Origin of the sequence: Thalassococcus sp. S3, from assembly GCF_004216475.1 — a bacterium.
Lineage (GTDB): Bacteria > Pseudomonadota > Alphaproteobacteria > Rhodobacterales > Rhodobacteraceae.
This window is the reverse complement of the sequence record NZ_CP022303.1, coordinates 3,105,476-3,128,284: the sequence shown is the minus strand read 5'-3', so window position 1 is coordinate 3,128,284 and position 22,809 is coordinate 3,105,476. Positions and strand designations below refer to the sequence as shown.

General features: G+C 61.4%; 23 protein-coding genes and 1 tRNA gene. 9 read left to right on the top strand and 15 right to left on the bottom strand.

Annotated elements, in window-relative coordinates; all coding sequences use genetic code 11:
* Window positions 1–151 precede the first annotated feature (151 nt).
* From CFI11_RS15465 to CFI11_RS15440, 6 genes are all read right to left on the bottom strand, one after another.
* Window positions 152–949 (bottom strand): MBL fold metallo-hydrolase, encoded by a 798-nt coding sequence (locus CFI11_RS15465; RefSeq protein ID WP_130407511.1) that lies wholly within the window; start codon window positions 947–949, stop codon window positions 152–154.
* The gene (locus CFI11_RS15460; RefSeq protein WP_130407509.1) at window positions 949–1,755 is read right to left on the bottom strand and encodes a TatD family hydrolase; all 807 of its coding nucleotides are present in this window, start codon (window positions 1,753–1,755) and stop codon (window positions 949–951) included. The genes CFI11_RS15465 and CFI11_RS15460 overlap by 1 nt, the downstream gene beginning before the upstream one ends.
* Complete coding sequence (locus CFI11_RS15455) at window positions 1,752–2,876, bottom strand: DNA polymerase III subunit delta' (protein ID WP_130407507.1); 1,125 nt, start codon at window positions 2,874–2,876, stop codon at window positions 1,752–1,754. The genes CFI11_RS15460 and CFI11_RS15455 overlap by 4 nt, the downstream gene beginning before the upstream one ends.
* Window positions 2,877–2,942: 66 nt before the next feature.
* The gene (gene tmk / locus CFI11_RS15450; RefSeq protein WP_130407505.1) at window positions 2,943–3,578 is read right to left on the bottom strand and encodes a dTMP kinase; all 636 of its coding nucleotides are present in this window, start codon (window positions 3,576–3,578) and stop codon (window positions 2,943–2,945) included.
* Window positions 3,575–4,753 (bottom strand): D-alanyl-D-alanine carboxypeptidase family protein, encoded by a 1,179-nt coding sequence (locus CFI11_RS15445; protein ID WP_130407503.1) that lies wholly within the window; start codon window positions 4,751–4,753, stop codon window positions 3,575–3,577. The genes tmk and CFI11_RS15445 overlap by 4 nt, the downstream gene beginning before the upstream one ends.
* 30 nt (window positions 4,754–4,783) lie before the next feature.
* Window positions 4,784–5,659, bottom strand: coding sequence for an SPOR domain-containing protein (locus tag CFI11_RS15440; RefSeq protein WP_130407501.1), 876 nt, complete (start codon window positions 5,657–5,659; stop codon window positions 4,784–4,786).
* Window positions 5,660–5,884: 225 nt separating this feature from the next.
* On the opposite strand from CFI11_RS15440, the gene CFI11_RS15435 reads away from it, so the two are divergent.
* Window positions 5,885–5,974 (top strand) — tRNA-Ser (locus CFI11_RS15435).
* Window positions 5,975–6,408: 434 nt separating this feature from the next.
* Here the strand turns inward: CFI11_RS15435 and CFI11_RS24350 are convergent.
* Window positions 6,409–6,576 carry a hypothetical protein gene (locus CFI11_RS24350; protein ID WP_165390281.1) on the bottom strand — a complete coding sequence of 56 codons (168 nt, stop codon included), beginning with the start codon at window positions 6,574–6,576 and terminating at the stop codon, window positions 6,409–6,411.
* A gap of 216 nt (window positions 6,577–6,792) precedes the next feature.
* On the opposite strand from CFI11_RS24350, the gene CFI11_RS15430 reads away from it, so the two are divergent.
* Window positions 6,793–7,152, top strand: coding sequence for a hypothetical protein (locus CFI11_RS15430; protein WP_130407499.1), 360 nt, complete (start codon window positions 6,793–6,795; stop codon window positions 7,150–7,152).
* Between the two features lie 88 nt (window positions 7,153–7,240).
* Here the strand turns inward: CFI11_RS15430 and CFI11_RS15425 are convergent, their stop codons facing one another.
* Complete coding sequence (locus CFI11_RS15425) at window positions 7,241–8,821, bottom strand: MFS transporter (protein WP_130407497.1); 1,581 nt, start codon at window positions 8,819–8,821, stop codon at window positions 7,241–7,243.
* Window positions 8,822–8,907: 86 nt separating this feature from the next.
* Here CFI11_RS15425 and CFI11_RS15420 point away from each other — a divergent pair, with 86 nt between their 5' ends.
* Window positions 8,908–9,705, top strand: a complete 798-nt coding sequence (locus CFI11_RS15420) for a helix-turn-helix transcriptional regulator (RefSeq protein ID WP_130407495.1) — start codon at window positions 8,908–8,910, stop codon at window positions 9,703–9,705.
* 876 nt (window positions 9,706–10,581) lie between these two features.
* Window positions 10,582–11,298, top strand: coding sequence for a hypothetical protein (locus CFI11_RS15415; protein WP_165390280.1), 717 nt, complete (start codon window positions 10,582–10,584; stop codon window positions 11,296–11,298).
* A gap of 68 nt (window positions 11,299–11,366) precedes the next feature.
* Here CFI11_RS15415 and CFI11_RS15410 read toward each other — a convergent pair whose 3' ends face one another.
* Together CFI11_RS15410 and CFI11_RS15405 are read right to left on the bottom strand one after the other, a co-directional pair.
* The gene (locus CFI11_RS15410; protein ID WP_130407491.1) at window positions 11,367–12,245 is read right to left on the bottom strand and encodes an IS1595 family transposase; all 879 of its coding nucleotides are present in this window, start codon (window positions 12,243–12,245) and stop codon (window positions 11,367–11,369) included.
* Window positions 12,246–12,569: 324 nt separating this feature from the next.
* Entirely contained in the window at window positions 12,570–13,322 is a 753-nt protein-coding gene (locus tag CFI11_RS15405) for an SDR family oxidoreductase (protein ID WP_130407489.1), read from the bottom strand.
* Window positions 13,323–13,486: 164 nt separating this feature from the next.
* Here CFI11_RS15405 and CFI11_RS15400 point away from each other — a divergent pair, with 164 nt between their 5' ends.
* From CFI11_RS15400 to CFI11_RS15385, 4 genes are all read left to right on the top strand, one after another.
* Window positions 13,487–14,323 carry a 3-keto-5-aminohexanoate cleavage protein gene (locus tag CFI11_RS15400; protein WP_130407487.1) on the top strand — a complete coding sequence of 279 codons (837 nt, stop codon included), beginning with the start codon at window positions 13,487–13,489 and terminating at the stop codon, window positions 14,321–14,323.
* A 33-nt stretch (window positions 14,324–14,356) separates the two neighbouring features.
* Complete coding sequence (locus CFI11_RS15395; RefSeq protein ID WP_254448930.1) at window positions 14,357–14,812, top strand: DUF805 domain-containing protein; 456 nt, start codon at window positions 14,357–14,359, stop codon at window positions 14,810–14,812.
* A gap of 130 nt (window positions 14,813–14,942) precedes the next feature.
* A complete protein-coding gene (locus CFI11_RS15390) occupies window positions 14,943–15,797 on the top strand; it encodes a B12-binding domain-containing protein (RefSeq protein WP_165390279.1) in 855 nt (284 codons plus the stop codon).
* A gap of 11 nt (window positions 15,798–15,808) precedes the next feature.
* The gene (locus CFI11_RS15385; protein ID WP_130407481.1) at window positions 15,809–17,008 is read left to right on the top strand and encodes a Coenzyme F420 hydrogenase/dehydrogenase, beta subunit C-terminal domain; all 1,200 of its coding nucleotides are present in this window, start codon (window positions 15,809–15,811) and stop codon (window positions 17,006–17,008) included.
* Window positions 17,009–17,274: 266 nt separating this feature from the next.
* Here the strand turns inward: CFI11_RS15385 and CFI11_RS15380 are convergent, their stop codons facing one another.
* The 5 genes from CFI11_RS15380 to CFI11_RS15360 all read right to left on the bottom strand — a co-directional run bounded on the left by CFI11_RS15380 (window position 17,275) and on the right by CFI11_RS15360 (window position 21,956).
* Complete coding sequence (locus tag CFI11_RS15380; protein ID WP_130407479.1) at window positions 17,275–19,302, bottom strand: PhoX family phosphatase; 2,028 nt, start codon at window positions 19,300–19,302, stop codon at window positions 17,275–17,277.
* 132 nt (window positions 19,303–19,434) lie between these two features.
* Window positions 19,435–20,493: a YeeE/YedE family protein gene (locus CFI11_RS15375; RefSeq protein WP_130407477.1), complete on the bottom strand. Its 1,059-nt coding sequence runs from the start codon at window positions 20,491–20,493 to the stop codon at window positions 19,435–19,437.
* 233 nt (window positions 20,494–20,726) lie between these two features.
* Window positions 20,727–21,062 carry a helix-turn-helix transcriptional regulator gene (locus CFI11_RS15370; protein ID WP_130407475.1) on the bottom strand — a complete coding sequence of 112 codons (336 nt, stop codon included), beginning with the start codon at window positions 21,060–21,062 and terminating at the stop codon, window positions 20,727–20,729.
* 31 nt (window positions 21,063–21,093) lie between these two features.
* On the bottom strand, window positions 21,094–21,588 hold the full coding sequence (locus tag CFI11_RS15365) for a heme-binding protein (RefSeq protein WP_130407473.1): 495 nt from the start codon (window positions 21,586–21,588) through the stop codon (window positions 21,094–21,096).
* Entirely contained in the window at window positions 21,588–21,956 is a 369-nt protein-coding gene (locus CFI11_RS15360; protein ID WP_130407471.1) for a hypothetical protein, read from the bottom strand. Before CFI11_RS15360 ends, CFI11_RS15365 begins: the two co-directional genes overlap by 1 nt.
* Before the next feature lie 104 nt (window positions 21,957–22,060).
* Between CFI11_RS15360 and CFI11_RS15355 the strand changes: the two genes are divergently transcribed.
* Window positions 22,061–22,798 (top strand): cytochrome c biogenesis CcdA family protein, encoded by a 738-nt coding sequence (locus tag CFI11_RS15355; protein ID WP_130407469.1) that lies wholly within the window; start codon window positions 22,061–22,063, stop codon window positions 22,796–22,798.
* Window positions 22,799–22,809: the final 11 nt, after the last annotated feature.

Genomic DNA, 22,809 nt, shown 5'->3' with positions numbered 1-22,809 from the left:
ACAGGGGCGCTCTGCCGAAAGGCGCCAGCCACGCCACGGTGCAGGACGGCGCCGTCAAAGGGCCCCTCCGGTTCGGCACCTGCGATGATGGCCTTCCGGTTTAACATGCGATGCACACAAAAAGGTCCGGTTGCCTCGTGTTGCACGCGGGTCAGACCGTGTAGCGGATCACCTGCCCGTCATGGGCTGGCATCACGTTGTCGGGTGTATCATGGTCCACCTGCACATAATCCATATCGATATGCATGTTGGTCAGGACGGCACGGTGCGGCTCTGCGCGGGCGATCCATTCAAGCGCGAGGTCCAGATGCGCATGGGTCGGGTGTGGCGTGCGGCGCAGCGCGTCGAGAACCCAGCAATCAAGCCCCGCGAGCGTGGGCCAGACGTCCTCCGGTATCTCAACGACGTCCGGAAGATAGGCCAGGTCGTGAACACGGAACCCCAGTGCTTCGATGCTGCCATGGCCAACCGTGAAGGGTGTAAAGGGAATCGCGCCTCCGGGGCCGTCAATCTCGAACGGGCCCGAAATGGTCTTCATGTCGAGGATGGGAGGGTAGGGGGACCCTTCGGGCTGCACGAATGCATAGCCAAAGCGTGAGAAAAGGGCGTTCTGGGTGTCTCCATCCGCCCAGACGGGCAGCCGCGACCGCATGTTGAAGACGATCATGCGCAGATCGTCGATGCCGTGCACATGATCCGCATGCGAATGGGTGTAGAGCACGGCGTCAAGCCGCCCGGTCCCGGTGTCCAGAAGCTGGCTGCGTAGATCGGGCGAGGTATCGATCAGAACCGTCGTTGTCCCGGCCTCGTTTTCACGCTCTACCAGCATGGAGCAGCGCCGACGCCGGTTTTTCGGGTTCGTCGGGTCGCAATCCCCCCAATGCCCGCCCAGCCGGGGCACGCCGCCCGAGGATCCGCAGCCCAGGATCGTGAAACGCAGCTCTGCCATTACGCGGCGGCCTCGTATTGCGCAACCTTCGAGAAGAGGCGTTCGAAATTGGCCTCGGTCTGCGCGGCGAACGTGGCATAGTCCAGGCCGAAAAGCTCGGCCCCGACACGCGCCGTCTTTGGGGTATATGCAGGTTCGTTGCGCTTGCCCCGGTACGGTGGCGGCGCCAGGTAAGGGGCGTCCGTTTCCACCAGAATGCGATCTACAGGAGCGTTAGCGAAGATGTCCCTCAGCTCCTGGCTCTTGGGAAAGGCTGCAATGCCCGACATCGACAGATAAAAACCCAGATCAAGCGCGGCCTTCGCCAACCCGGCCCCGGATGAAAAACAGTGCATGACGCAGGAATAAGCGCCGTTGCCGTATTCCTCGGTCAGGATCCGCGCCATATCCTCATCCGCAGCACGTGCATGAATGATCAAGGGCAGACCGGTTTGCCGTGCGGCTGCGATATGGATCCTAAGGCTTTCCTGCTGCACCGATGCGCTGTCGGCGGTGTAGTGATAGTCGAGACCGCTTTCCCCGATCCCCACGAATTTGGGATGTGCCGCGAGCGCGATCAGTTGGTCCGCCGCGACCATCGGTTCGGAAGCCGCGCTCATCGGGTGGGTGCCTGCCGCGTAGAAAACCGGCGCATGCGCCTCGGCGATGGCCCTGACCGACGGCTCCGCCGACAGGCGTGTGCAGATCGTTACCATCCGCGTCACTCCGACCTCCGCCGCGCGGGTCACGATGTCGTCCAGCTCTCCTTCGAAATCGGGAAAGTCGAGATGGCAATGACTGTCGGTAATCTGGGGGAGTTCTGTCATGACCGCTCAAGCGCTGTTTGCTGAATTTTGAGCATCGTATCTAGGACCAGCGCCGCAGGGTCAAGATTGACCGCCCTGCCATGGCCCACGCGGGCGCGCAGGCTGGCGGCTGCATCGGCCCATATGCGCGCGGCGTGTGCATCCTGCGACAAACGAAGCAGAAGTGCGCTTTCTCCATCTGCGGCTTCGGGCGGCGGCGCGCCGGTCGCACCGGTGCGCGCCAGCCGCGCAAGCGCCGTATCGAGAAGAGAGAAGATCAGGTCCAGCCGATCGGTCGCGCCACGCGCCGCTGCGGTCTCGGCCAGCGCCAAGGCGCGCGGCCGATCGAGATTTGGAAGTGTAGAGAGCAGATCGAGCAGTTTTGCATAGAGCCCCAGACCGTCGAGCATGATCAGGCGCAGGGCGGTGCCGACCGATCCTGCGGCCAGCTCCGCCAGATGGGCGGGGTTTGATGGTGCGTCTGCGCCCGCCTGCCGAAGCGCGGCATCCATGTCGTGAGGGGCCAGCGGTTGCAGGCGCAGCGTTCTGCACCGAGAGCGGATCGTGGGCAGCAGTTGCGCCGGCTGATGGGAGACCAGCAAAAGCGTCGTGCGCGCGGGCGGCTCCTCAAGCATCTTCAGAAGGGCATTGGCGGCAGAGACATTCATCTCATCCGCCGCATCAACCAGCACGACACGGTGCCCGCCATCCGCCGCGCTCAGCCCGAAAAAGCGGGCAAGCTGGCGGATATCATCGACGACGATCCGGTCCCTCATCCGGCCTGTCGTCGGATTTGCACTGCGCGTGATGGCGGCCAGACCCGGCTCGGACCCGGCCAGAATGCGGCGGGCAACGGGATGATCGGGATCGACATCAAGCGAGGTCGGAGGCGGCGGCGCGCCGAAAAGCCCATCGTCCACCGGGGGAGGCGTGGCAAGCAGAAAGCGGGCAAAGTGCCAGGCCAGGGTTGCCTTGCCAACACCGCGCGGACCGGTGAAAAGCCAAGCGTGATGCATGCGTCCGCCCGCAAAGGCGGCGCATAACTCGGCTTCGGCGGCGGTCTGACCGAAAAGACGCTGGGTTTCGCGAGGATGCGGTGCGCCGGGGGCCTGATCTGGGGCAGGTAAGTCGCTTTCGGTCATGCCGTCTGATTATCGCAGTTACTGCAGAGGGGCGACCCCAAAGCGCAAGATGCAGCCAGTCCTTTGTCAGTCAACCGATGCCAGAAGCTCTTCGATCACGGCTCTCACATCCTGGGCCACTGCATCCATGGGCCGGTTACCGTCGACCAGGTGAAACCGGTCGGGATCGGAGCGGGCGAGATCCAGAAATCCTTGGCGCATCCGCCTCTGCAGATCCGTGCCAAACGCCTCGAACCGCTCTTCCGTACCTCGGCGCGACAATGCACGGTCCAGGCCGGTTTCGGGATCCATGTCGATCAGCATGGTCAGATCCGGCTCCCGTCCGATCATCAGAGCGTGCAGCTTGTCGACCACGTCGCGCAGATCTCCCCGGCTGAGACCTTGGTAGAGGCGCGTGCTGTCCGCGAACCGGTCGCAGATCACGATCTTGCCGCTTTCCAGCGCCGGCAGGATGGTGCGTTCCATGTGATCGCGTCGCGCGGCGGTGAAAAGGAGGATCTCCGTTTCGGCCGACCAGCGATCCGGATCGCCTTCAAGCACCAGCCGGCGGATCTCCTCTGCACCCGGAGACCCGCCCGGTTCCCGTGTCAGAATGACGTCGTGACCTTCGGTGCGCAGGTGGTCGGCCAATAGGCGTGCCTGCGTGGACTTGCCTGACCCGTCGATGCCTTCGAAGGTGATGAACCGGCCTTTGCCGCTCACATCGCGCCCTCTGGACCTTCGTTCAGGCGCGTGATCAGGATGTTTGCAGCCGTTGCCAGTCGCGGCAGGAAGCCGCCCCTCGGCACTGATCTGTCGGCAACCAGGGGCAGGCGGACTTCCGGCAGTCCTTCGGGGGTGAACACCAATTCGCCCAGCGGATCCCCTTCCGCGATTGGGGCGGAAATCGGACCGGTATAGACCACTTCCGCCTCGATCCGGTCACCTGTCAGAACCGGCATCAGAACGGTCAGGTCCTCTGCCGGGGTCAATCCTACCGTCGGTTCTGCTCCCATCCAGACTTGCGCCTCGGTGATGCGGGTGCCGGCCTTGACGATTTCACGTTCGGCAAATTGGCGAAACGACCAGTTAACAATTGCTTCCGCGTCCTGGGCGCGCTGCTGTACAGTGTCGATGCCGGAGATCACGAAGATCACACGCCTGTCGCCCTGTTCGGCAGAGCCGACCAGCCCGTATCCGGCCTCTTGCGTGTGACCGGTCTTCAGCCCGTCCGCACCGATCCCCAGCCGAAGCAGCGGGTTGCGGTTTCGCGTGTTCTGTGGGGCACGCCCGTCAAAGGCGAATTCCGTCTCGGCGAAGAGAGGATAGAATTCCGGGAAGTCGCTGATCAGCCGGTCGGCCACCAATGCGAGGTCCCGCATCGACATGCGGTGGCCTGCTTGCGGCCAGCCGCTGGCATTCGTGAAGGTGGAATTGGTCATGCCCATTTGCTGGGCCCTCTGGGTCATGAGGCGGGCAAATCCCGCTTCGGTTCCATCCGGGCTGAGCGCTTCGGCGACAACGACGCAGGCGTCATTGCCTGAAAGCACGATGATACCGCGTAACAGGTCTTCCACCCGTACGCGGTCGGTGGTGTCCAGAAACATGGTGGAGCCGCCAAAGCTCATCGCGTGCTGTGACACCGGCAGGCGCTCGTCCAGGGAAAGCCGCCCGTCGCGGATCGCCTCGAACGCCATGTAGAGTGTCATCAGCTTCGACATCGACGCTGGCGGCAAAGGCTCATCCGCGTTTTTGTTCAAAAGCACGGTGCCGGTGGTCTGATCCATAACAAAGGCGGAACTGGCCTGTGTGTCGAACGCTGCGGCCGGCAAGGTAAAAACCGCCAGTGCCGCGGCACTCAGGCAGGACCGGATCACGGTGAGAGGTTGGAGGGCCACCGGTTTTCTCCTTCTTTCTTCTGCGTCCGGTCAGTTCGTGACCGAATAGGCATCGGTAAACCCGACGGACTTGATCTCTTTGAGAAGCGCGCTGCGCTCCGCACTTGTTTGCGCAGGGCCAACGACGACCCGCCAAAACGGCTTGTCGTTAAGCGTCTGCTTGCGCACCGTCGGCACCATTCCCGCCGCGCGCATCTGGGATGCGGCGTTGTTGGCGTTCCGCTCGACGCTGAAAATCCCGATCTGAATATAGGGCTTTTCCAGTGACGAGGCACGGGGCTTCGACAGTGTCGGCGCCGGGGCTGCTGCAGTCTGTGTTGTCGCGGGTGCCTCTGCCGTGTCAATCGCTGACCCCGCGGATGCAATGGGATCAAGCGTTTCTTCGCTGATCGGATCCGCTGCGGCGATCGTTTCCGCCTCTTCCGGTGCCGCATCGGGGTCGCTCACGGTCTCCCGTCTCAATGCCGTGACCTGCAATTCTACCGGCGCTCCGGCCAGCATGCCAAGAGCGCTGGCCGCGTCCGATGAGGTCTGCAGCCTTGGGCCAGGGATCTCACGCTCCCTGCGGAAGAGGGCACCGATCACGAACTTGCCGTTCGACGTGTTGCGGATAATGACCCTTTCCGGGTCTGAGACGTCGGGATGCGCCACCCAGACGCCGCCAAGGGACGGACGCCCGTCCCAAAGCCCCGCTTCGGAGACCTGAAAGACCTCCGGCGCTTCGACATCGCGTTCCACAAGACGGGTCGTGGTGCCCGTGCTGTCTGCCGCGCTCCCCTCGCGTTCCGCTTTCGGTTGAAGGAAGGCAAACTGACCGCTGTCCTCGCAAGCCGCCAATGCGGTCAGTGCAGCGCAAAGGCCCAATGCCCGCGCCGGTCTCAGGGTCCACCCGATCGCTCGTTCCATATCTCGTCCCTTGCCTGTTGCCCGTGGCGCTTTGCGCTCATTTTACGGGTCGGGTTTGCTTTGAACCCGTTTGTTGCCCCATTTGCCCAAGACCATACCGTGCAGAGCGCCTCAAGAAAAGGCTGCAGGCGTCGGCCCGGGCGTTTTGGCATCAATTATCCCTTGCCTGATGCAGATGCGTTGCCTAAACGGTCGCTCCACGAAGACTGCGTCACGCACCCGTGCGGGGAGGTGGCAGAGTGGTCGAATGCGGCGGTCTTGAAAACCGTTGGGCGTGAGAGCGTCCCCAGGGTTCGAATCCCTGTCTCCCCGCCATCCTGCAACATAAGTGCGAAGGCCGTTCGCCGCCGTTCCTACGCCATTCGAAGCGGCCAACACCCGGATCAGCTCTTCATGCGACGCCATGATGCGGACCTCGCGGTCTGCAACTTCGAAGCGTTGCGCCAAGGCCGCAGATGATCGCGCCGAAATCCGCCGTTCTTTCCACGCATTTTCTGACGGGCGGATATGGCTTCCCGGCTAGGTGCTACGGCGACAGATGCTGACCTGCATTCCGGATCGCGCTTTTCGCATGCTCGGCCTCCATGCGCGCCTGGTTCCGGGTCGCCGTCAGCTCGGCGATGCGCGCGCTCAAGCACGGATCGTGCGATCGGCAATGCGATGGCGCAGGCCAGACTGCGACAGCTCGTTTGGTAGTATTAAAGCAGCTTGAGCATCCGCGAAATGCGGGTTGCTTTACGCGGCCGATGTCATTCGGATTGCTCGCAGGCTGCTTGAGCGATGCGCAGAAACTGCGCCACACCGCCAACCAGATCACCTTCGGGATAGGCGGTTGCGACGCACATATTGTGCTCACCAGCCAACAATAGGCGCGTCACGATACCGTCCAAGACAGTACCGGCGAATGCAGCGGGCATAAGGGGAACTCCGCGCCGGACCGCAGCAGCATCGCCATGGTCCGCCGACGGAACACCCGCGCGACGATGCGAGGCTAGACGCCTGCCGCATCGAACATGGCCTCGCTTTGCGAATGGCAGCCGGGACCAAAACTGGGATTTGTTGTGATGAAGTCTTCGCCAGTCAAAGCACCGAGCGGAACGGTCTCAACGACTGCCAATCGATGACCCTGGGGCATGGCGATCAACCAGTTGTCGCGCCACGCCGTGTCGAAGGGCGGACGGCTGCATCGCGCCAGGCAGTTCGAACACCTCCAGGTCAGTCGTCGAATACTGTTTCCGAAACGCTGTTGGGATCGATGCGAATGTCGGCGTCTTGGCGTCGTCGCAGATGGCAAGGCGCAACCGGCCAGCCGTTCCGTGTGCGACGGACACGAGAGCGTCCCGCGTACTCTCCACATCAGCAGCGATCCTGCGAGCGTCGGCCACGAACATCCGCCCGGCTTAGGTAAGACGTGCGCCCTTGCTCTTGCGCTCGACCAGGGTGACGCCAAGCTCATCTTCGAGCGCCGCGACCTGTGGCGAAAAACCGGCTGACCGACGCCAATCAGCACAGCGGCACGCCTGAAAGTCTGTTCGTCGGCGGCAGTAACAAGGATGCGGAGACGATGCAGGTCCATCCGATTCACGATGGCTCATCAGATGGTCCAAGGGGTTCGATATGCCGCAGCATCACTGCCGCAAGGATGGCAAGGATCGTGACGCTGATGGCGCTGAAGATCGCAGCGGCATTAAACCCGGATACAAATGCGTTCTGCGCATCTTCGATCAACCCGGCTGGCAGGTCTGCCGCGATGTTGGACGCCGCCCAGAGGCTGTCACTGACCGCAAGGCGGGCCTCTTCCTCAAGCGTGTCGGGAATGCGGTCAAGCATGGTGCCACGGTAGATCGCAGTGACAAGACTGCCGAGAACAGCGATGCCGAGCGACACGCCCAGATCCTGGACCGTTTCCGACATGGCCGATGCGGATCCCGCCTTCTCCTGTGGCGCCGATCCGACGACCAAGCCGGTGCCGAGCGCAGCGATGGTGCCAAGGCCGAGATAAGCCAGCGAGAAGCCCGCAACCACCATGGCAACCCCCGTTTCGGCGTCGCCCAACTGGGTGAGCATCAGATAGCCGATGACCGACAGACCAAGCGCGGCGGACACCACGAAACCGGGCCGGACATACTGCGCGACAAGCGGCGCGCCGACACCGGCGGCAACCATCGCAAGCGCGGGCGGCCCCATCCATAGACCTGCGACAAGCGCGGAGAAGCCGGCCACCAGTTGCAGATATTGGGTCACGAGCAGCATGGTGCCACCGACAGCCACCAGCCCAAAAAGCAGCACGATGAGCGCGACAGAGAAGGCCCTGTCGGCAAAGAGGCTCATATCAAGCAACGGATCGGAAAGCCGCTTTTGCCGCCAAACAAAAATCACCGCAAAGAAGATACCTGCCGCAGCAATGCCCGCCGCATCAAGGGAAAACCCGTACTTGGCCATCTGTTTGATGCCGTAGATCACCTGCAGCATGGCGGCGAGCAGGATCACCACGCTGACAAGATCGATCCGCCCGGCATTCGGCGCGCGATATTCCGGCAACAGAACAGGCGCAAGGATAAGCAGCAGAACGACAATGGGCACGGCAAGAAGAAAACCCGCACCCCACCAGAAATGCTCCAGCAACGCCCCGCCCACGATGGGTCCCATCGCCATGCCAAGGGCAAACATGGTCGCCCAGACACCAAAGCCGATCGCGCGCTCACGCGGGTCAGCGAACAGATTGCTGATGAGCGCGAGGGTCGAGGGCATCAAGGTGGCCCCCGCCACCCCCAGGGCAGCCCGCGCTGCAATCAGCATCGGGGCACTTGTCGAATACGCTGCAATCACAGACGCGATGGCAAATGCCACAGCCCCGGTCAGCAACAGCTTGCGCCGTCCGATCCGGTCGCCAAGCGTGCCCATGGTGATGAGAAAGCCCGCGATCATGAAGCCGTAGGCATCCATGATCCAAAGCGCCTGTGTGCTTGTGGCTTTCAGATCGGCAGCCAACGCCGGCAATGCGAGATGGAGAAGTGTCAGGTCGAGGCCAAGCAGGATCGTGGGCAGGGACAGCAGCGCCAGCCCCAGCCATTGGCGCACCCCGGCCCTCGCGGGCGAGGGCGCCTTGGACCCCGCCGCCGTTGCTGGATGAGAAACCGTGCCGTCGTGATGAACTGTCATGTCGCCTCCTTGTCTGAGGCGGACAGTCCAGCTAGGTGATGACTGTTACAATATAAGAAATCATCCTATTACTAGAGGCAACAATCTTGTCTGGCCGAACCCTTGCGCGCGACAAACCCGACCTCTCGGAGTTCGTCACGCGCCACAGGAAAGCGCTCACCCCGGCTGATGTCGGCCTGCCGACCACCGGCGGGCGACGCACGCCCGGGCTCCGGCGCGAGGAGGTCGCCGCACTCGCGGGCGTCGGGCTCACCTGGTACACATGGTTCGAGCAAGGCCGCGACATCCAGGTGTCAGAGAGTTTTCTTCTCAAAATCGCCAAAGCGCTCAAACTGGGCGATGCCGATTGCAGCCATCTTTTCCTGCTGGCCCACAGGCGACCGCCACCGCCGGAAGCCCGTCAATGGCCATCGGTCGATCCGTTGGTTCAACAATTGCTGAATGATCTCACCGAACGGCCGGCTTACGTATCCAATCTTCGCTGGGACGTCATCGCCTGGAATGCGGCGGCCGACCATCTGTTCACCTTCTCCGATCGGGATCAACGGGACCGCAACATCATCCGCATGGTCTTTGCCGATCCCGACCTGCGGCGGCGCCTGCCGGAGTGGAAAGAGGATGCGCCCCGGCTGGTCGCGCAGTTCCGATACGATCTGGCCGCCGCGCCGGACGATCCGGACATGCTTTGGCTGGTTGAAGACCTGAAAAAGGTGTCGCCGGACTTCCGCCGGTGGATGGAACAACCGGGCATGGACATCTGTGCCAGAGGCGTCAGCGGTCTGCTTGCAGAAGACAACGACACGCTTCTCAGCTTCAACCATCAAATGCTGACCGTGGATGAGCACCGCCACCTCAAGATGATCGTGTATTTCCAGCGGTCGTAATAACGTGCTTCAGCGCCATATCACCACCAAACCCGCACCCTGCAAAGGTGAGCAGATATCGCGCGTGGAAAAACGCGGGAGTATCGGCTGAAGAGGCAGCAGGATAGAACCGCACCATGGTTGACAGGCGAATTCCAATGCCCGCTCAGACTATCAGGTATTCTTGTTTCGCTCTAAACGTGCGTTGCTGATATTTGTGAGCCACAGACCCAAATGGCTCAATGTTTGATTGCCATGGAACATCGCTCCATACGCCAAGAGCTCTACGACCTCGTATGGTCGAGACCGATGAAGCATCTGGCGGTCATACTCGGAGTTACCGTGGGAGTTCTGTGCCCACGGCTGCGGCGTGCAGATGTTCCAAAACCTTCGCCCGGACATTGGACGCGGAAGGAGTTCAGCAAACCTATCGGGCAACCGCCCTTGCCGCAGACGCCTTCTGGATGTGTCGAGCCGCTGGTGCTGAATACGGAGAAGCAGCAGGTTAGGCTCAAGTCGAAGTCTGTCGAGGCAGAAGCGCGGGTAGCTGATGTTGGGGCACCTCAGGCTCACACACCTCTTGGCAAGGACTCGGCGCAATCCGCCCGAATGACCCCTCCAACAAACCCCACAACGATAGCGCGCAAAGACCTTTATCGCGCGGTGTGGGCCGCACCGATGTCGAGACTGGCCGAGGGTTATGGCCTCAGTGACAGTGGCCTTGCCAAGATCTGGAGAAGAGCGAAGATCCCGTGCGCACCTCGCGGCCATAGAGCGAAACTTGCCGTGGGCAAAGCACCGCATTCTGGCCACGCCGTTTAAGGCGGGGTGTATCCCCTCAGCATACGTTGTTCTCGACTCTCGCGAGGTATCGTGAGATGAGGGATCATGAGAAAGATGGAAAAATTGAACCGCGCCCTTTCCGGTTTGGAGTGGCGCTGGTCACTTGGGGCTTTTGTATGGGGGGCGATCTTCCCTGCAAGCAGCTTTGCACTACCGGCATGGGCCGCGAGGGCTACCGGCGTGTTTTCTGAGTTCGCCCCTTTATCTTGGGTCGCAATTGGTTTTGGTGGGCTGCTCTTATATGCAGTATCCGTTGCGCTCTACGGCTACGGAATGAGCAACTCTGTCCGGTCCAAATACGACGCAAAATTCATGAAAGAAACGGGCGGCGTTGACCCGCTCTCTAAGGTATTTGAGGGCAAGAGGATTTTTCTGAACGATTTTGTTCTTCCGTCAAACCCGATTGTCGATGGAAAGAACTTTGTTGATTGTGAAATTGTAGGACCTGCCAATGTCTATCTGGAGATAAACAACGGCATCAATGATGTTAAGCCAATCAAGGTGGACGCCGTTGCGCTATCTGGGGAAAGGCCATTCTTAAATGGCTACCTATTCAGGAACTGTTCCTTTAGGAACTGCACTTTCCATAGAGTTACGCTATTTTTCCGGCCCGATGAAGTGCCTCACATTCAGCACTTGGAGTGGCTAAACTGGATATCTCCTTTGCCACAACAAGAAGTCTTACCTGGAACTGAGCCACCACCTCAGATTGAAGATAGAACGGAGGTACGCGAAGATGACGAGTCTCAAGTCAGCACGCCAGAAGGGTAAGATTGAAGAGTTTATCAAAGAACACGAAGCCGACCCAGATGGCGACCTCGACAAGTTGGACGCCGTGATCAAGCGTCCAGTTCAGGGAAACGGGAAAGCAACTCGTCCAGCATCGTCTGAGGACGCATCCGACGATTGAAGCGGTACCCAAACTCTTTGACGTAGGTCTCAAGATACTTGGGCGATACGCTGATATGTGTGCCTGAGATTGCGTTTTTCAGGTGGCGGAAAAAGTTCTCGACCTGGTTAGTCGTCGTGCCGCCCTCTGCCACGCATTCGCCCTGACCGTGGTTCACTGTCTTGTGGGTGTACTCCGCAGGGTGGAACGTCTTTTGGTAAGCCCGCAGCTCGTCCGTATGCAGTTCTGAACCCTGCCTAACATTCTCAAGTATTTCCGGCTTCAAAGAGCCGCGTGTCTGGTCTGGGACCACTTTGGCAATCGCGGTGCCGTCACGTTCCAGCATCGCCATTACAACGCTCTTGCGCTTGCGCCAGTCCATGCCCTTGGTCTTGCCGCCCACAAAGGTCTCATCGACTTCAACCACGATGCCTTCGCCGCCAATAGGTTCTTCGCCGTCCACCGCCGCCATTTGTTCGCGGATCAGCTTCGCCATGCGCCATGCGGTCTTGTAAGTGACACCAAGCTGACGCTGCAATTCCTTGCCGCTCACGCCATGCTTGGACGTGGTGAACAGGAATACCGCGTAGAACCAAAGCTGCAAGGGCGTCCGGCTCTTTTCGAAGATGCTGCCCACCATCGGGTGAATGTGGTGGCCGCACCACTGGCAGGAGAAAGCCTGTTCATTGGTCAGGCGATACCACTTCGCCTCACGCTCACACTTGGGGCAGACATGGCCTTGACCGAAGCGGACGTTGAACAAATGCTCAAGGCAAGCCTCGTCGGTGGGGAATTGCTTGAAGAACTGGCGGACGTTGGTCTGTTTCATACAGTATATGTGGGGTTTCCTTTACCGTATGTCAAGGGGATAAACTCCTTTAAGGCCGTCGAACGCCAAGGCGGAAAGGTCAAACAGGAAGAGCGTGGTGCCTTGTCTGCCGAAGTCTTGGGTGAAAGGGTCGCGTTTCAGGTCCGTGAAAAGCAAAAGCGGCGGCGGCGACCTCTGACCGATAGCGAAAAGCGATGGCGTTCACCGCCATTCAGCAAGCTGTCGCGTGCTTGGGTTATCAATGTCATCGCTTGTGCAGACGGGCCGCTCAGTTCTCGGCTCTCCAGTGGTCGATAAGGAAGACGGATAGCGTCTGTCCGGCTGCTAAAGCTTGCTGATGGAGTTTCCGCCATCCGCGATCAGCGCGCTGCCGGTGACAAAGGAGGACTGGTCCGACAGCAGGAACATCGCGGCGTTCGCAATCTCGTCCGCCGTCGCCATACGTTTCAGCGCGTGAAGGCGTTCGACGAAGGTGTGAAATTCGGGATCGTCCCCGGCCATCGCGGTTTTCGTCCCGCCGGGAAGAAGTGCGTTGACGCGAATATTGTCCGGACCGTGCTCTGCCGCGAGGACTTGCGTCATGCCAATCAGGCCCGCTTTTGCTGCCGCATAGGCGGCCATGCCCGGCAGTCCGATCGTGTGTCCAACGAAAGACGATGTGAAAACGATTGCGCCGCCGCCGCGCTTTTGCAGGGCCGGGATCTGATGTTTCGCGGCGTGAAATCCGCTGGTCAGATTGACGTTGATGACATTGGTCCAATTCTTTTCGGTCATCTGCGAGATCGCGCCTTGGACGCCGGTTGTGCCTGCGTTGTTAAAGGCACCATCCAGACCGCCGAAAGCGCTCTGGGCCAGTGCGACCAGGTCGGCGGCATATGCGCCGTCCGCGACATCACCGGCGAGGAAAACCGCCTTGCCGCCGCGCTTGCGGATCTTTTCTGTGATGTCTTTCAACCGATCCTCCCGGCGTGCGCCGAGGATGACCTGAGCACCTTCGCCCGCGAAAATCCGTGCCGCCGCTGCGCCGATGCCGCTGCTTGCGCCCGTCACGATGATGGTTTTGCCGTCCAATTGCATATCGCTCTCCCAGCGTTGTTGCAGGAGCGAGCGATAAAGACCCGACGCACCCTTGGGCGATCCGTTTCATGCGCAAGCAGCCAAGGGGCACGACAGCCGCATCGAATGCTTGATCCTTTGCACAACTTGCCGTCTGATGCGGAAAACTCTGGAACGGTCCGGCCATGACGACCCCTTGTATCATCTGCGTTGCCATCACAGGCTCGGTTCCCACAAAGTCAGACAATCCGGCTGTGCCGATCTCCGTCTCCGAGCAGATCGAAAGCACGCATGAAGCATTCGAGGCCGGCGCGTCGATCTGTCATGCGCATGTGCGCAACGACGATGAAACACCCAGTTCCGACCCGGAAAAGTTCGCCGCCCTGAAAGAGGGGGTGGAGCGGCACTGCCCGGGCATGATTATCCAGTTTTCAACAGGCGGTCGGTCCGGTGCCGGCAGGGCGCGTGGCGGGATGCTTCCGCTTTGCCCCGATATGGCAAGCCTGTCGGTGGGATCGAACAACTTTCCCACGCGTGTCTATGAGAACCCCCCGGATCTTGTTGATTGGCTGGCGGGTGAGATGCTGACCTATGACATCAAGCCCGAGATCGAAGCGTTTGATCTTAGTCATATTTTTCGTGCGTCACAGATGTTTTCGGCAGGCCGGATAAAGGAGGTGCCTTACGTCCAATTCGTGATGGGTGTCAAAAACGCCATGCCGGCGGACAAGCAGGTTTTCGATTTCTACGTGGCGACGGTGCAGCGGCTCTTTCCCGGCGCGCCGTGGTGTGCGGCGGGCATAGGGGCAAACCAGATCCCCCTCAACGAATGGGCCATCGCGGCGGGCGGGCATGCGAGAACGGGGCTTGAAGACAATGTCCGTCTGGACAAGGCGACCCTTGCACCGTCGAATGCCGCGCTTGTCCGGCGGACCGTCGAGATCTGCGCGACGTATGATCGACCCGTTGCACAGCCGCACGAGGCGCGTGCGATCCTCGGGCTGCGTGCGGCCGTGGCCTGACCCGTGGGATTTTTCGAGGCTGTCGCGACCTGCTTGCGTAAATACGTCGTCTTTTCGGGCCGCGCGACGCGACCGGAATACTGGTATTTCCTTCTCTTCGTCATCCTGGGCAACGTCATCACCGATCAGATTGACGTCACCTTTGGCGCAGCCAGCGGGTCGGGATATCTGAGCCAGATCTTTTCCCTGCTCACCCTTCTGCCCCTTCTGTCGGCCGGGTGGCGCCGGATGCATGACAGCGGGCGCAGCGGTCTTCATCTTCTTTATCCGCTGATCGTGATGATCGGCCTGACCACGTTCCTGGGGCTGCTCACCGGCTTCGAGCCCATGATGCTTGGCGACATCGGCGAGCTGATCGCCGGGGTTGGGGCGGTCATCGCTCTGTTCTCGATGCTGGTCTTCTTGATCTCCCCGCTTTTGGTGCTTTGGTGGCTCGCCCGGCCCACTGAAATGCGGGACAATGCCTATGGTCCGCGTCCCCGCATGTGAAGGTTTGTTTAAAAGTAACTTTCAGATAACGGTTTTGTTTGGACAACTCTACGCGAGCCGGTATGCTACGGCGTACCAGACGCGTTTGACTTTTCCGCGTCGGCCCATTTTTCCCCGGAAAGGTTCTCAGATGCCCAAACGTGGCACGTCGTCAGACCATCGCGAGGAAAGGATCGCCCCACGCGACATGGATTGGGACGCCATGGAGCAGGCCGAAACCGTTCTAGACCGGATGCCTTCTGTCCTGCCGACGGGATCCGTGGCGCTTTTGGCGCGGGAGGTGATCGCGCGTTTGGCCGAACGACCGGTCGCTGCACAGATGAGCAACGAAATGACGCCCTTGGCAGCGTCTCTGATCGGCGCGGATGATGGGGCACCCCTGCGACTGGTGATGCGCCTGCTGGCCGGAGGCGTCGCGGTCGAGACCGTCTATCTGACCCATCTGGCCGGCGCGGCCCGCGAGCTTGGCCATCTATGGGAACAGGATCTGGTGCCCTCGGCACAGGTGACCATCGCGGCTGGGCGCATCTATATGATCATGCGGGGCCTTGGCGCCCATCTCGCGCCTGTGGAACTGCCGCGGGGTCGTCACGCCATATTTGCCGCCGTTCCGGGAGAAAAACATACGCTCGGGATCTCGATGGCTGCGGACCTTTTTCGCAAGGAAGGCTGGCTGATCGATCTCAAGATCGGGATGTCGCATGACGAATTGATAGAGGAGGTTCTGCGAACCGAAGCCTCGTTGATGGGTCTTTCGGCGTCCAGCAAAACGGTTTTGCCAGAACTGATCAGGCTGATCGCTTCGGTGCGGATGAGCTTGCCACATATACGGATACTTGTTTCGGGCAGCATCGTGTCGCAAGAACCGGATCTTAAGAGGATCTGTGATGCCGACGCGGTGGCAAGCGATTTTGAAACCGCGCGCACTGCGTTGCAGGACATGTGGGATGCTTTGGGCGGACCGACCCGGCGGATCTTGCAATAGGGAGGCGCGTGATGCTGGATCTGACCCCGGACCTGTCTCCGGCTGAACCCCGGACCCTTTGCACCGATTGCGGTGTGTCCCGGATGGAAGACCCCAAGGCGTGTGGGCGCGCCTGTCAGTTCATCCGTCCCGACTATCCGCAACTGGAAAAGCAGGTGCATGGCCGGGTGCGCGATGGGGACGGGGACGAGCTCTTCTTCGGTCCGATGCAGGCCATGTACCGTGCTCGCCTGCGCGCGCCTCTACCGGGCGCGCAATGGACGGGGATTACGACCCGACTTGCGCAGCGGATGCTGGAAACGGGGGCCGTCGAGGCGGTTCTCACCGTGGCTCCGGACCCCGAGGATCGATGGAAGCCGGTTCCGGTGCTGGTGCGCGATCCCGCGGATATGGCGCAGGTGCGTGGTATGCGCATGGGATATGCGCCGCTGCTGGCCTTGCTTGAACCTGCGCGTCGGCAGGGGATCACGCGATTGGCGGTGATCGGCATTCCGTGCCAGGTCTATGCCTTGCGCGCGCTTGAGGCCGAATTGGGCTTTGAGCACATCACGGTGATCGGCACGCCGTGTTCAGACAATACCGGGACGGCGCGGTTTCACGACTTTCTCGCGCGTTTGTCGGACCGGCCTGACGAGATTTGCTATCTGGAATTCCGCGCCGATTATCATGTCGAGCTTCGCTTTGATGACGGGCGGCGCAGGGAAATCCCGTTTCTTCAATTGCCCATCTCGGACCTGCCTGACGATTTCTTTCCGCTGACCTGTCGCACCTGCGTGGACTATACCAACGTGCTTGCCGACATCACCGTCGGCTATATGGGCGGCGAGGGGGATCAATGGCTTTTGATCCGCAATGCCAGAGGTCAGGCGCTGGTGGATGCATTGGGTGATGAACTGGTGCTCGACCCGCCGGGCAGCCGGGGCAATCGGGCAAATGCGGTGAAGGGCTTCATTGCCAATACCGAGCGCGCGGCAGGCGGCTTACCGCTGCGCCGGATGCCGGGCTGGCTGCGGCCCATCGTGGGGTGGCTGATGCCCAAGGTCGGCCCCAAGGGGCTGGAATTCGCGCGCGCACGGGTCGAGATGAAGGCTGCCGAGACGATCCTGCATCTGCGGCGGCACAAGCAGGCACGCATGAAGTCGATGATCCCGAACCATGTCTGGACACTGGCGGAGCGATACGGGCTGGAGCCGGAGCGAGGCGAGAAATAGCGGGCCTCTCCGCCTGATCTCATCTGTCGGATTTTCCGTATTTTTATCGAGAAGAAGACAGGACCGCGCGTCATCATGTTGGGCCGGGATATCGTCGAAAGGAGGCGTTAACCTTAATGCGTGTTAGGGTTAACGGGGGAGGGTGAGGCCTGTCGCATTGGGATCGTTAGGGGTGGTCTCAGTTTCTTGCGCGTGGCGCGGTGCTGGCTTTTGGGACAAAAAAGCGGGCGCTGGGGCCCGCTTTTTCAATTTTCTGTCTCGGGTGCTCAGACCGCGATCTTGCCGCCGCCTTCTTTGGTGACCACCACCACCGATGGACGCGGTGGCATGTTGGGGTCGAAGTCGGGCCAGCGGGTGGCCGGGTCTTCGAAGGTCGAATCGCGCTCGAACCCTGCGAAGTCCTTGGTGCCGTCGGTGCCGGGATGCTGGACGGCGAGGAAGAGCGTCTCGCTGTCTTCGGTGAAGTAGGGGCCGCAAAGCTCTCCGCCGACGGGGCAGCGGAAGAAGAGCTTGGAATGGCCGCGCAGGTCGCCTTCGGTTTCCAGCGCATATAGGCCATCGGATTTGCCGGTCTTGCCCCAGCCGGTGCCCTGGTCGGTGGAGATCCAGAGGCGGCCATCGGCGTCGATGGCGCAGTTGTCAGGCGAGCCGAACCAGCCGCTTTCCGAGGTCTCGGGATGCCACTCTGCGCCCACTTCGGTGATGGTCGGATCGCCGCATTTCACTAGGATCGACCAGGTGCCGGTCGTGGCAGCGTGGTTGCCACCTTCCTCTTTGATTTCAATGATATGGCCAAAGCTGCTTTCCGGGCGCGGGTTGGCCGCGTCCACCTGATCGGGTGTCCGACGGGTGTTGTTGGTCAGCATGATATAGGCCGTGCCATCGCCGCGCGGCTCTGCGTCTTCGGGGCGGTCCATGGGGGTGGCGCCCAGAAGGTCGGCGGCCAGACGCGTGTCGATCATCACGTCGCCCTGATCGTTGAAGCCGTTCTCGGCCGTCAGCGGGCCTTCGCCGTGGGTCAGGGCCAGCCAGTCGATGGTGCCATCCTCGTTGAAGCGCGCGACATAGAGCGTACCTTCGGAGAGGAGCGAGGAGCCGAAGACAGAATTCTCGTCCGTCACGGCATCCGCCGACACCCACTTGTACTGATAGTCAAAGCGGTTGTCGTCGCCTGAATAAATCACCAGACGGCCATCGCTGGAGACTGTTGTCTCCGCACCTTCATGGCGGAAGCGGCCCAGGGCGGTGTGCTTGATCGGAGTGGCGTCCGGGTTGCGCGGATCAACTTCAACAATCCAGCCGAAGCGGTTGGGTTCATTGGGTTCTTTGTCGATATTGAAGCGATCGTGATATTGGCCCCAGGCATACCACATGCCCGGCACGCCGTAGCGTTCCATCTGGGTGGCCTCGGCCTGTTCGGACACGTCGGGCTTGCCGTCTGCGTCCAGCTTGTCGGTCCAGAAATAGCCGTGGAAGTTCTCTTCGGCCATCAGATAGGTGCCCCAGGGCGTCATGCCGCCGGCGCAATTGTTGATCGTGCCGATCACCGTCATGCCGTCCGCGTCGGCGTTGGTTTTCATCCGGTCGTGCCCTGCGGCAGGGCCGGAGAAGGTCATCGCCGTCTCAAGCGGGCTGATGCGGCGGTTATAGGCGCTGTCCTTGACCAGCGCCCACTTGCCGTCCTCGCCTTGGGCGATCTCGACCACGGTGCCGCCATGGGCCGCCATTTCGATATCCACCAACGCCTTGGTCATACCCTGGAAGCCGTCGCGGTCCTGCCGGCCGAGGCCGGGGAACATCACCTCTTCGTTGGTGTATTCATGGTTCACGCAGAGCAGGCCACGGGTGCCGTCTTCGTTGAGCGCGGTGAAGCCGACATAGTCGTTGTTATAGCCGAACTGCTTGAGCTGCGCGCCGGCGGTTTGGTTCATCACGTCGAAATCAGGCGCGTCGGCAGTGATCGGATCGCCCCAGCGCAGGAGCACATCTGCGTTGTAACCCTCTGCAATATGGTGCTTTTCATCGTTGCCCCAGGGCAGTTCGTCGAACATGTAGCGGCTGGCGGAGGCGGCGGAGGCCGCCTTGGGCGCGACCATCGCGGAGGTGCCGAAAAGGGCGGTGGTGGCAGACACGGCAAGCGCGCCGCGCAGAATGTCGCGGCGGCCATAGCGGGCGTTGATCACGTCGCCGATGGTCTTGCTCAAATTCGGGTTTGTCGGGATGTCGTCAAAGGCTTCGAATGCTTCGGCCTTGTTGCCGTAATCGGGGTCGTTGATGATCGTTTTGCGATCCATTTCAGGGTAGCTCCCGTTGGAAAAGGTGGCTCGTTAACAAATCAGAAGGATTTGTTATTGGGCGCGTTCTGGCAATCGGCTGTAACAGTGCGGTGACAGACGCCCCTGTTTTCAGCGGATTTCCGCCACTTTTCACTCCGCAGGGCTGAACCCTTCGATGAGCTGGCGCAGGCCCAGGGCGGCGCCTGCGAACACGGCCAGGAAGGTGACCGGCGCGCTGAAGGCAAGAAGGCTGAAAGCCGAGAGGCCCTGTCCCACGGTGCAGCCGATGGCGATGACCGCACCCGCACCCATGATGCCGGCGCCGATGATCTGGCGGCGGAGTTCGCGGGGGTCTTCGCAGGCTTCCCAGCGGAAATGACCCTTGAGGAGCGAGCCGACGAAGGCGCCGAGCCAGACGCCGGCGATGGAGCCGACGGCGAAGGACACGGCACGGGCGGAGCCGGTCATGGCGAAGAGGATGGTCTCGCCCACGGGGGCGGAGAAGCTGTGAGAAACGACCGGTAAGGCTTCGAAACCATTGTCAAAAACCCAGTTGGTTCCGGCCCAGCCTGAGACGATGGCAAGGCCCACGATCACCGACCAGAACATGGCCGAGCGGTCTTCGCGCAGGGCGCTGCTGGAGAGAGCAAAGAGGCAGATGAGGGTGCCTGTGGCGAGGCCGATCCAGTGGAGGGGTAATCCGGTGAGGGCGGCGGCGTGGTGGGCGAGGCCGGGAGGTGTGTCGGTGGTCACGGCTTCCTGATGAAAGAGGAGGTCGCGGAGCGGGGCCAGAGGACCGGCGAGCACGACGTAGGTGGAGACACCCATGACCAGCACGATGACGAAGGCGCGCAGGTCGCCGCCACCCAGCCGGGCGATGGCGCCATAGCCGCAATTGCCGGCCATAGCCATGCCATAGCCGAACATCAATCCGCCGACGATGGAGGCGAGCGGCATCCAACGTATTGACAAATAATAGGTTTCGCTGTCCGTCAAAAGGCCCGCGCCGATCAGGCCGAAGCTGCCCATCACTGCGACACCGATGGCCAAGGCCCACATGCGCAGGCGCGTGTCGCTGCCGCCATAGAGAAAATCCTCGATCGCGCCGAGCGTGCAGAAGCGTCCCAGCCGGGCGGCAAGGCCCAGAAGCACACCTCCGAACAGCCCGACGAGGGCCACCAAATGGCTGTCTTCGATCCAGGTCAGCATGTGGCCGCTCCTCCCAAAGTCCGGCCCCTCGCACCGCCCAGCTTGGCGCAGGACGGGCGGGCGATCAATCTGTTAAATCTGTGCCTTTCGGACGAAATCGCGTACTGATGTGACCCGATTTCGTACGGATTGGGGGATTTGCATCGGTTTTCGTACGAAATTCCTGACGCGTAGTCCGCCTGTTTCATGGATTGGGCGGTTTGTACGTGATTTCGTACGAAACGCCTCGCGCCTCAGTCGTCGTTGCAGAAAAGCTCATAGACCACTTCGAGGATCTTCTTGGGCCGGTCATCGGCGAGGCGGTAGTAGATCGCCTTGCCCTCGCGCCGGGGGATGACGAGCCCTTCGAGACGCAAGCGGGAAAGCTGCTGGGAGACGGCGGCCTGGCGGGCCGACAGCAGCTCTTCCAGCTCGGTCACCGATTTCTCGCCGGTCACTAGATGGCAGAGGATCATCAGCCGCCCCTCGTGACTGATCGCCTTGAGAAAGTTCGACGCGGTGGTGGCGTTCTCGACCATCTTGTCGAGATCTTCGCCATCCATGTCGGGGGAGAAAACGGGAAGTCCCATGATGCCTCTGCTCTGATCCTTTGGGCGCGCGTCAGAATGCTATTTGGTCTTCAATGGCGTCGATACCAGCCTGGGCGCAGACATCGTCGAGTTCAGGCCCCGGCGCGCCGGACACACCGATGCCCGCCACGATGCTGCCATCGCCATCGAGAACCGGAAGGCCACCACCCAGGGGCAGGGCTTCGCTGAGGTCACGGATGGCGGAGGCGGGGGTGCCGGGCGCGGTCAACTCGGCCAGATCGGTGGTGCCGGTGCGGAAGCTGACGGAGGTCCACGCCTTGCGGCGGGACGTCTCGTAGACATGGGCGCCGGCGAAGCGGTCGCGGACGAAGACCTGCGGTATGCCGAAGCGGTCGACCACGGTGATGCCCACCTGGTAGCCCGCGTCCCTGCAGGAGAGGAGCGCGGCCTCGGCCATCTGCTGGGCCACTTCGGGTTTCAGAACGCGGAAGGTGACGAAGGCGTCATCTTCGGCAAGGGCCGGGCTGGCCGCCACGGTAAAGGCGAGGGCAAGGGGTTTCCACATCAGCTTTCTCCTCCGGCATAGTCGGTGTGGGTCGTCAGCATCTTGGTCAGCAGGGGCCAGAAGAAATCCTCTCCCGGATAGCCTTCGAGGCGGTCGAGCTCGACCCCGTCCTCCACCAGCAGAAAGGTGGGGGTGAAGCCGACGCGGCGTTTGACCTGCACCTCTGCCGCAACCGCGCGGACGTTGACCCGGCGGAGGGGGGCGAATTTGCCTTCCGCCGTCTTGGGGTAGATCGGGCCGATCTCTTCGGTCCATTTCTCGCACCAGACGCAGCCGGCTTCGTCCACCATCACAAGCTCGGCCGCCTGCACCTGCGCAGCCGAGAGGGCGAGGGCGATTGCCCCGGCGAGCGTCTTGAAAAAGGACATGACCCCTCGGAATTATCTCTTGCGTTACGCACAACGTAATTTGAATATGTGAATAGATCAAGCGTGTCGGAGGAGGGCGCGCTTGGGACGCTCGGGAGGAGCGTATGTTCGAAATAACCTTTGCCGGGGCGGCCCTTGCGGGCCTCCTGAGCTTTTTCACCCCCTGCGTGCTGCCTATGGTGCCGTTTTACCTGTCCTATATGGGCGGGTTGAGCATGGCGGAGCTGCGCGGGGATGGTGCCATTGCCGTGGGGGCGCAAAGGCGGCTGTTGGTGTCGGCGACGTGTTTCGCGCTGGGGGTGACGACGGTGTTCGTGCTGCTGGGCATGGGGGCCACGGCGTTGGGGCAGCTCTTGGGCCAGTATCTTGAGCCCTTATCTTACGTGGCCGCCGCCATTCTGGTGGTGTTCGGGCTGCATTTCCTGGGCGTCATTCAGGTGCCGCTGCTCTACCGCGAGGCGCGGATGGAGAGCAATGCCGAGGCCTCGACCTTGCTGGGCGCGTATCTGATGGGGCTGGCCTTTGGCTTTGGCTGGACGCCCTGTGTGGGGCCGGCGCTGGCCTCGATTCTGATGATCGCGAGCGGGATGGGGGATGTGACGCAAGGCGGTTTGCTGCTCTTTACCTACGGGGTGGGGATGACCGCGCCGTTTGTGGTGGCGGCCCTGTTTGCGAGGCCGTTTCTGGGGTTCGTACAACGGAACCGGGCGGCGTTTGCGTATGTCGAGAAGGGGATGGGCGCGATGCTGATCGTCTTTGCCGTGCTGATCGCGACGGGGGGCGTGAACCTGATCGCGGATGCGATGATCCGCTGGTTCCCGGGATTTCTGAACGTTGGCTGAGGGAGGATTGA

Excerpts from the sequence above, each read along its gene's own strand:
- CFI11_RS15465 (WP_130407511.1), bottom strand. The coding sequence starts at position 949 with ATGGCAGAGCTGCGTTTCACGATCCTGGGCTGCGGATCCTCGGGCGGC.
- CFI11_RS15460 (WP_130407509.1), bottom strand. The coding sequence starts at position 1,755 with ATGACAGAACTCCCCCAGATTACCGACAGTCATTGCCATCTCGACTTT.
- CFI11_RS15455 (WP_130407507.1), bottom strand. The coding sequence starts at position 2,876 with ATGACCGAAAGCGACTTACCTGCCCCAGATCAGGCCCCCGGCGCACCG.
- CFI11_RS15440 (WP_130407501.1), bottom strand. The coding sequence starts at position 5,659 with ATGGAACGAGCGATCGGGTGGACCCTGAGACCGGCGCGGGCATTGGGC.
- CFI11_RS24350 (WP_165390281.1), bottom strand. The coding sequence starts at position 6,576 with ATGCCCGCTGCATTCGCCGGTACTGTCTTGGACGGTATCGTGACGCGC.
- CFI11_RS15430 (WP_130407499.1), top strand. The coding sequence starts at position 6,793 with ATGGCGATCAACCAGTTGTCGCGCCACGCCGTGTCGAAGGGCGGACGG.
- CFI11_RS15425 (WP_130407497.1), bottom strand. The coding sequence starts at position 8,821 with ATGACAGTTCATCACGACGGCACGGTTTCTCATCCAGCAACGGCGGCG.
- CFI11_RS15415 (WP_165390280.1), top strand. The coding sequence starts at position 10,582 with ATGGAAAAATTGAACCGCGCCCTTTCCGGTTTGGAGTGGCGCTGGTCA.
- CFI11_RS15410 (WP_130407491.1), bottom strand. The coding sequence starts at position 12,245 with ATGAAACAGACCAACGTCCGCCAGTTCTTCAAGCAATTCCCCACCGAC.
- CFI11_RS15405 (WP_130407489.1), bottom strand. The coding sequence starts at position 13,322 with ATGCAATTGGACGGCAAAACCATCATCGTGACGGGCGCAAGCAGCGGC.
- CFI11_RS15400 (WP_130407487.1), top strand. The coding sequence starts at position 13,487 with ATGACGACCCCTTGTATCATCTGCGTTGCCATCACAGGCTCGGTTCCC.
- CFI11_RS15390 (WP_165390279.1), top strand. The coding sequence starts at position 14,943 with ATGCCCAAACGTGGCACGTCGTCAGACCATCGCGAGGAAAGGATCGCC.
- CFI11_RS15385 (WP_130407481.1), top strand. The coding sequence starts at position 15,809 with ATGCTGGATCTGACCCCGGACCTGTCTCCGGCTGAACCCCGGACCCTT.
- CFI11_RS15380 (WP_130407479.1), bottom strand. The coding sequence starts at position 19,302 with ATGGATCGCAAAACGATCATCAACGACCCCGATTACGGCAACAAGGCC.
- CFI11_RS15375 (WP_130407477.1), bottom strand. The coding sequence starts at position 20,493 with ATGCTGACCTGGATCGAAGACAGCCATTTGGTGGCCCTCGTCGGGCTG.
- CFI11_RS15370 (WP_130407475.1), bottom strand. The coding sequence starts at position 21,062 with ATGGGACTTCCCGTTTTCTCCCCCGACATGGATGGCGAAGATCTCGAC.
- CFI11_RS15365 (WP_130407473.1), bottom strand. The coding sequence starts at position 21,588 with ATGTGGAAACCCCTTGCCCTCGCCTTTACCGTGGCGGCCAGCCCGGCC.
- CFI11_RS15360 (WP_130407471.1), bottom strand. The coding sequence starts at position 21,956 with ATGTCCTTTTTCAAGACGCTCGCCGGGGCAATCGCCCTCGCCCTCTCG.
- CFI11_RS15355 (WP_130407469.1), top strand. The coding sequence starts at position 22,061 with ATGTTCGAAATAACCTTTGCCGGGGCGGCCCTTGCGGGCCTCCTGAGC.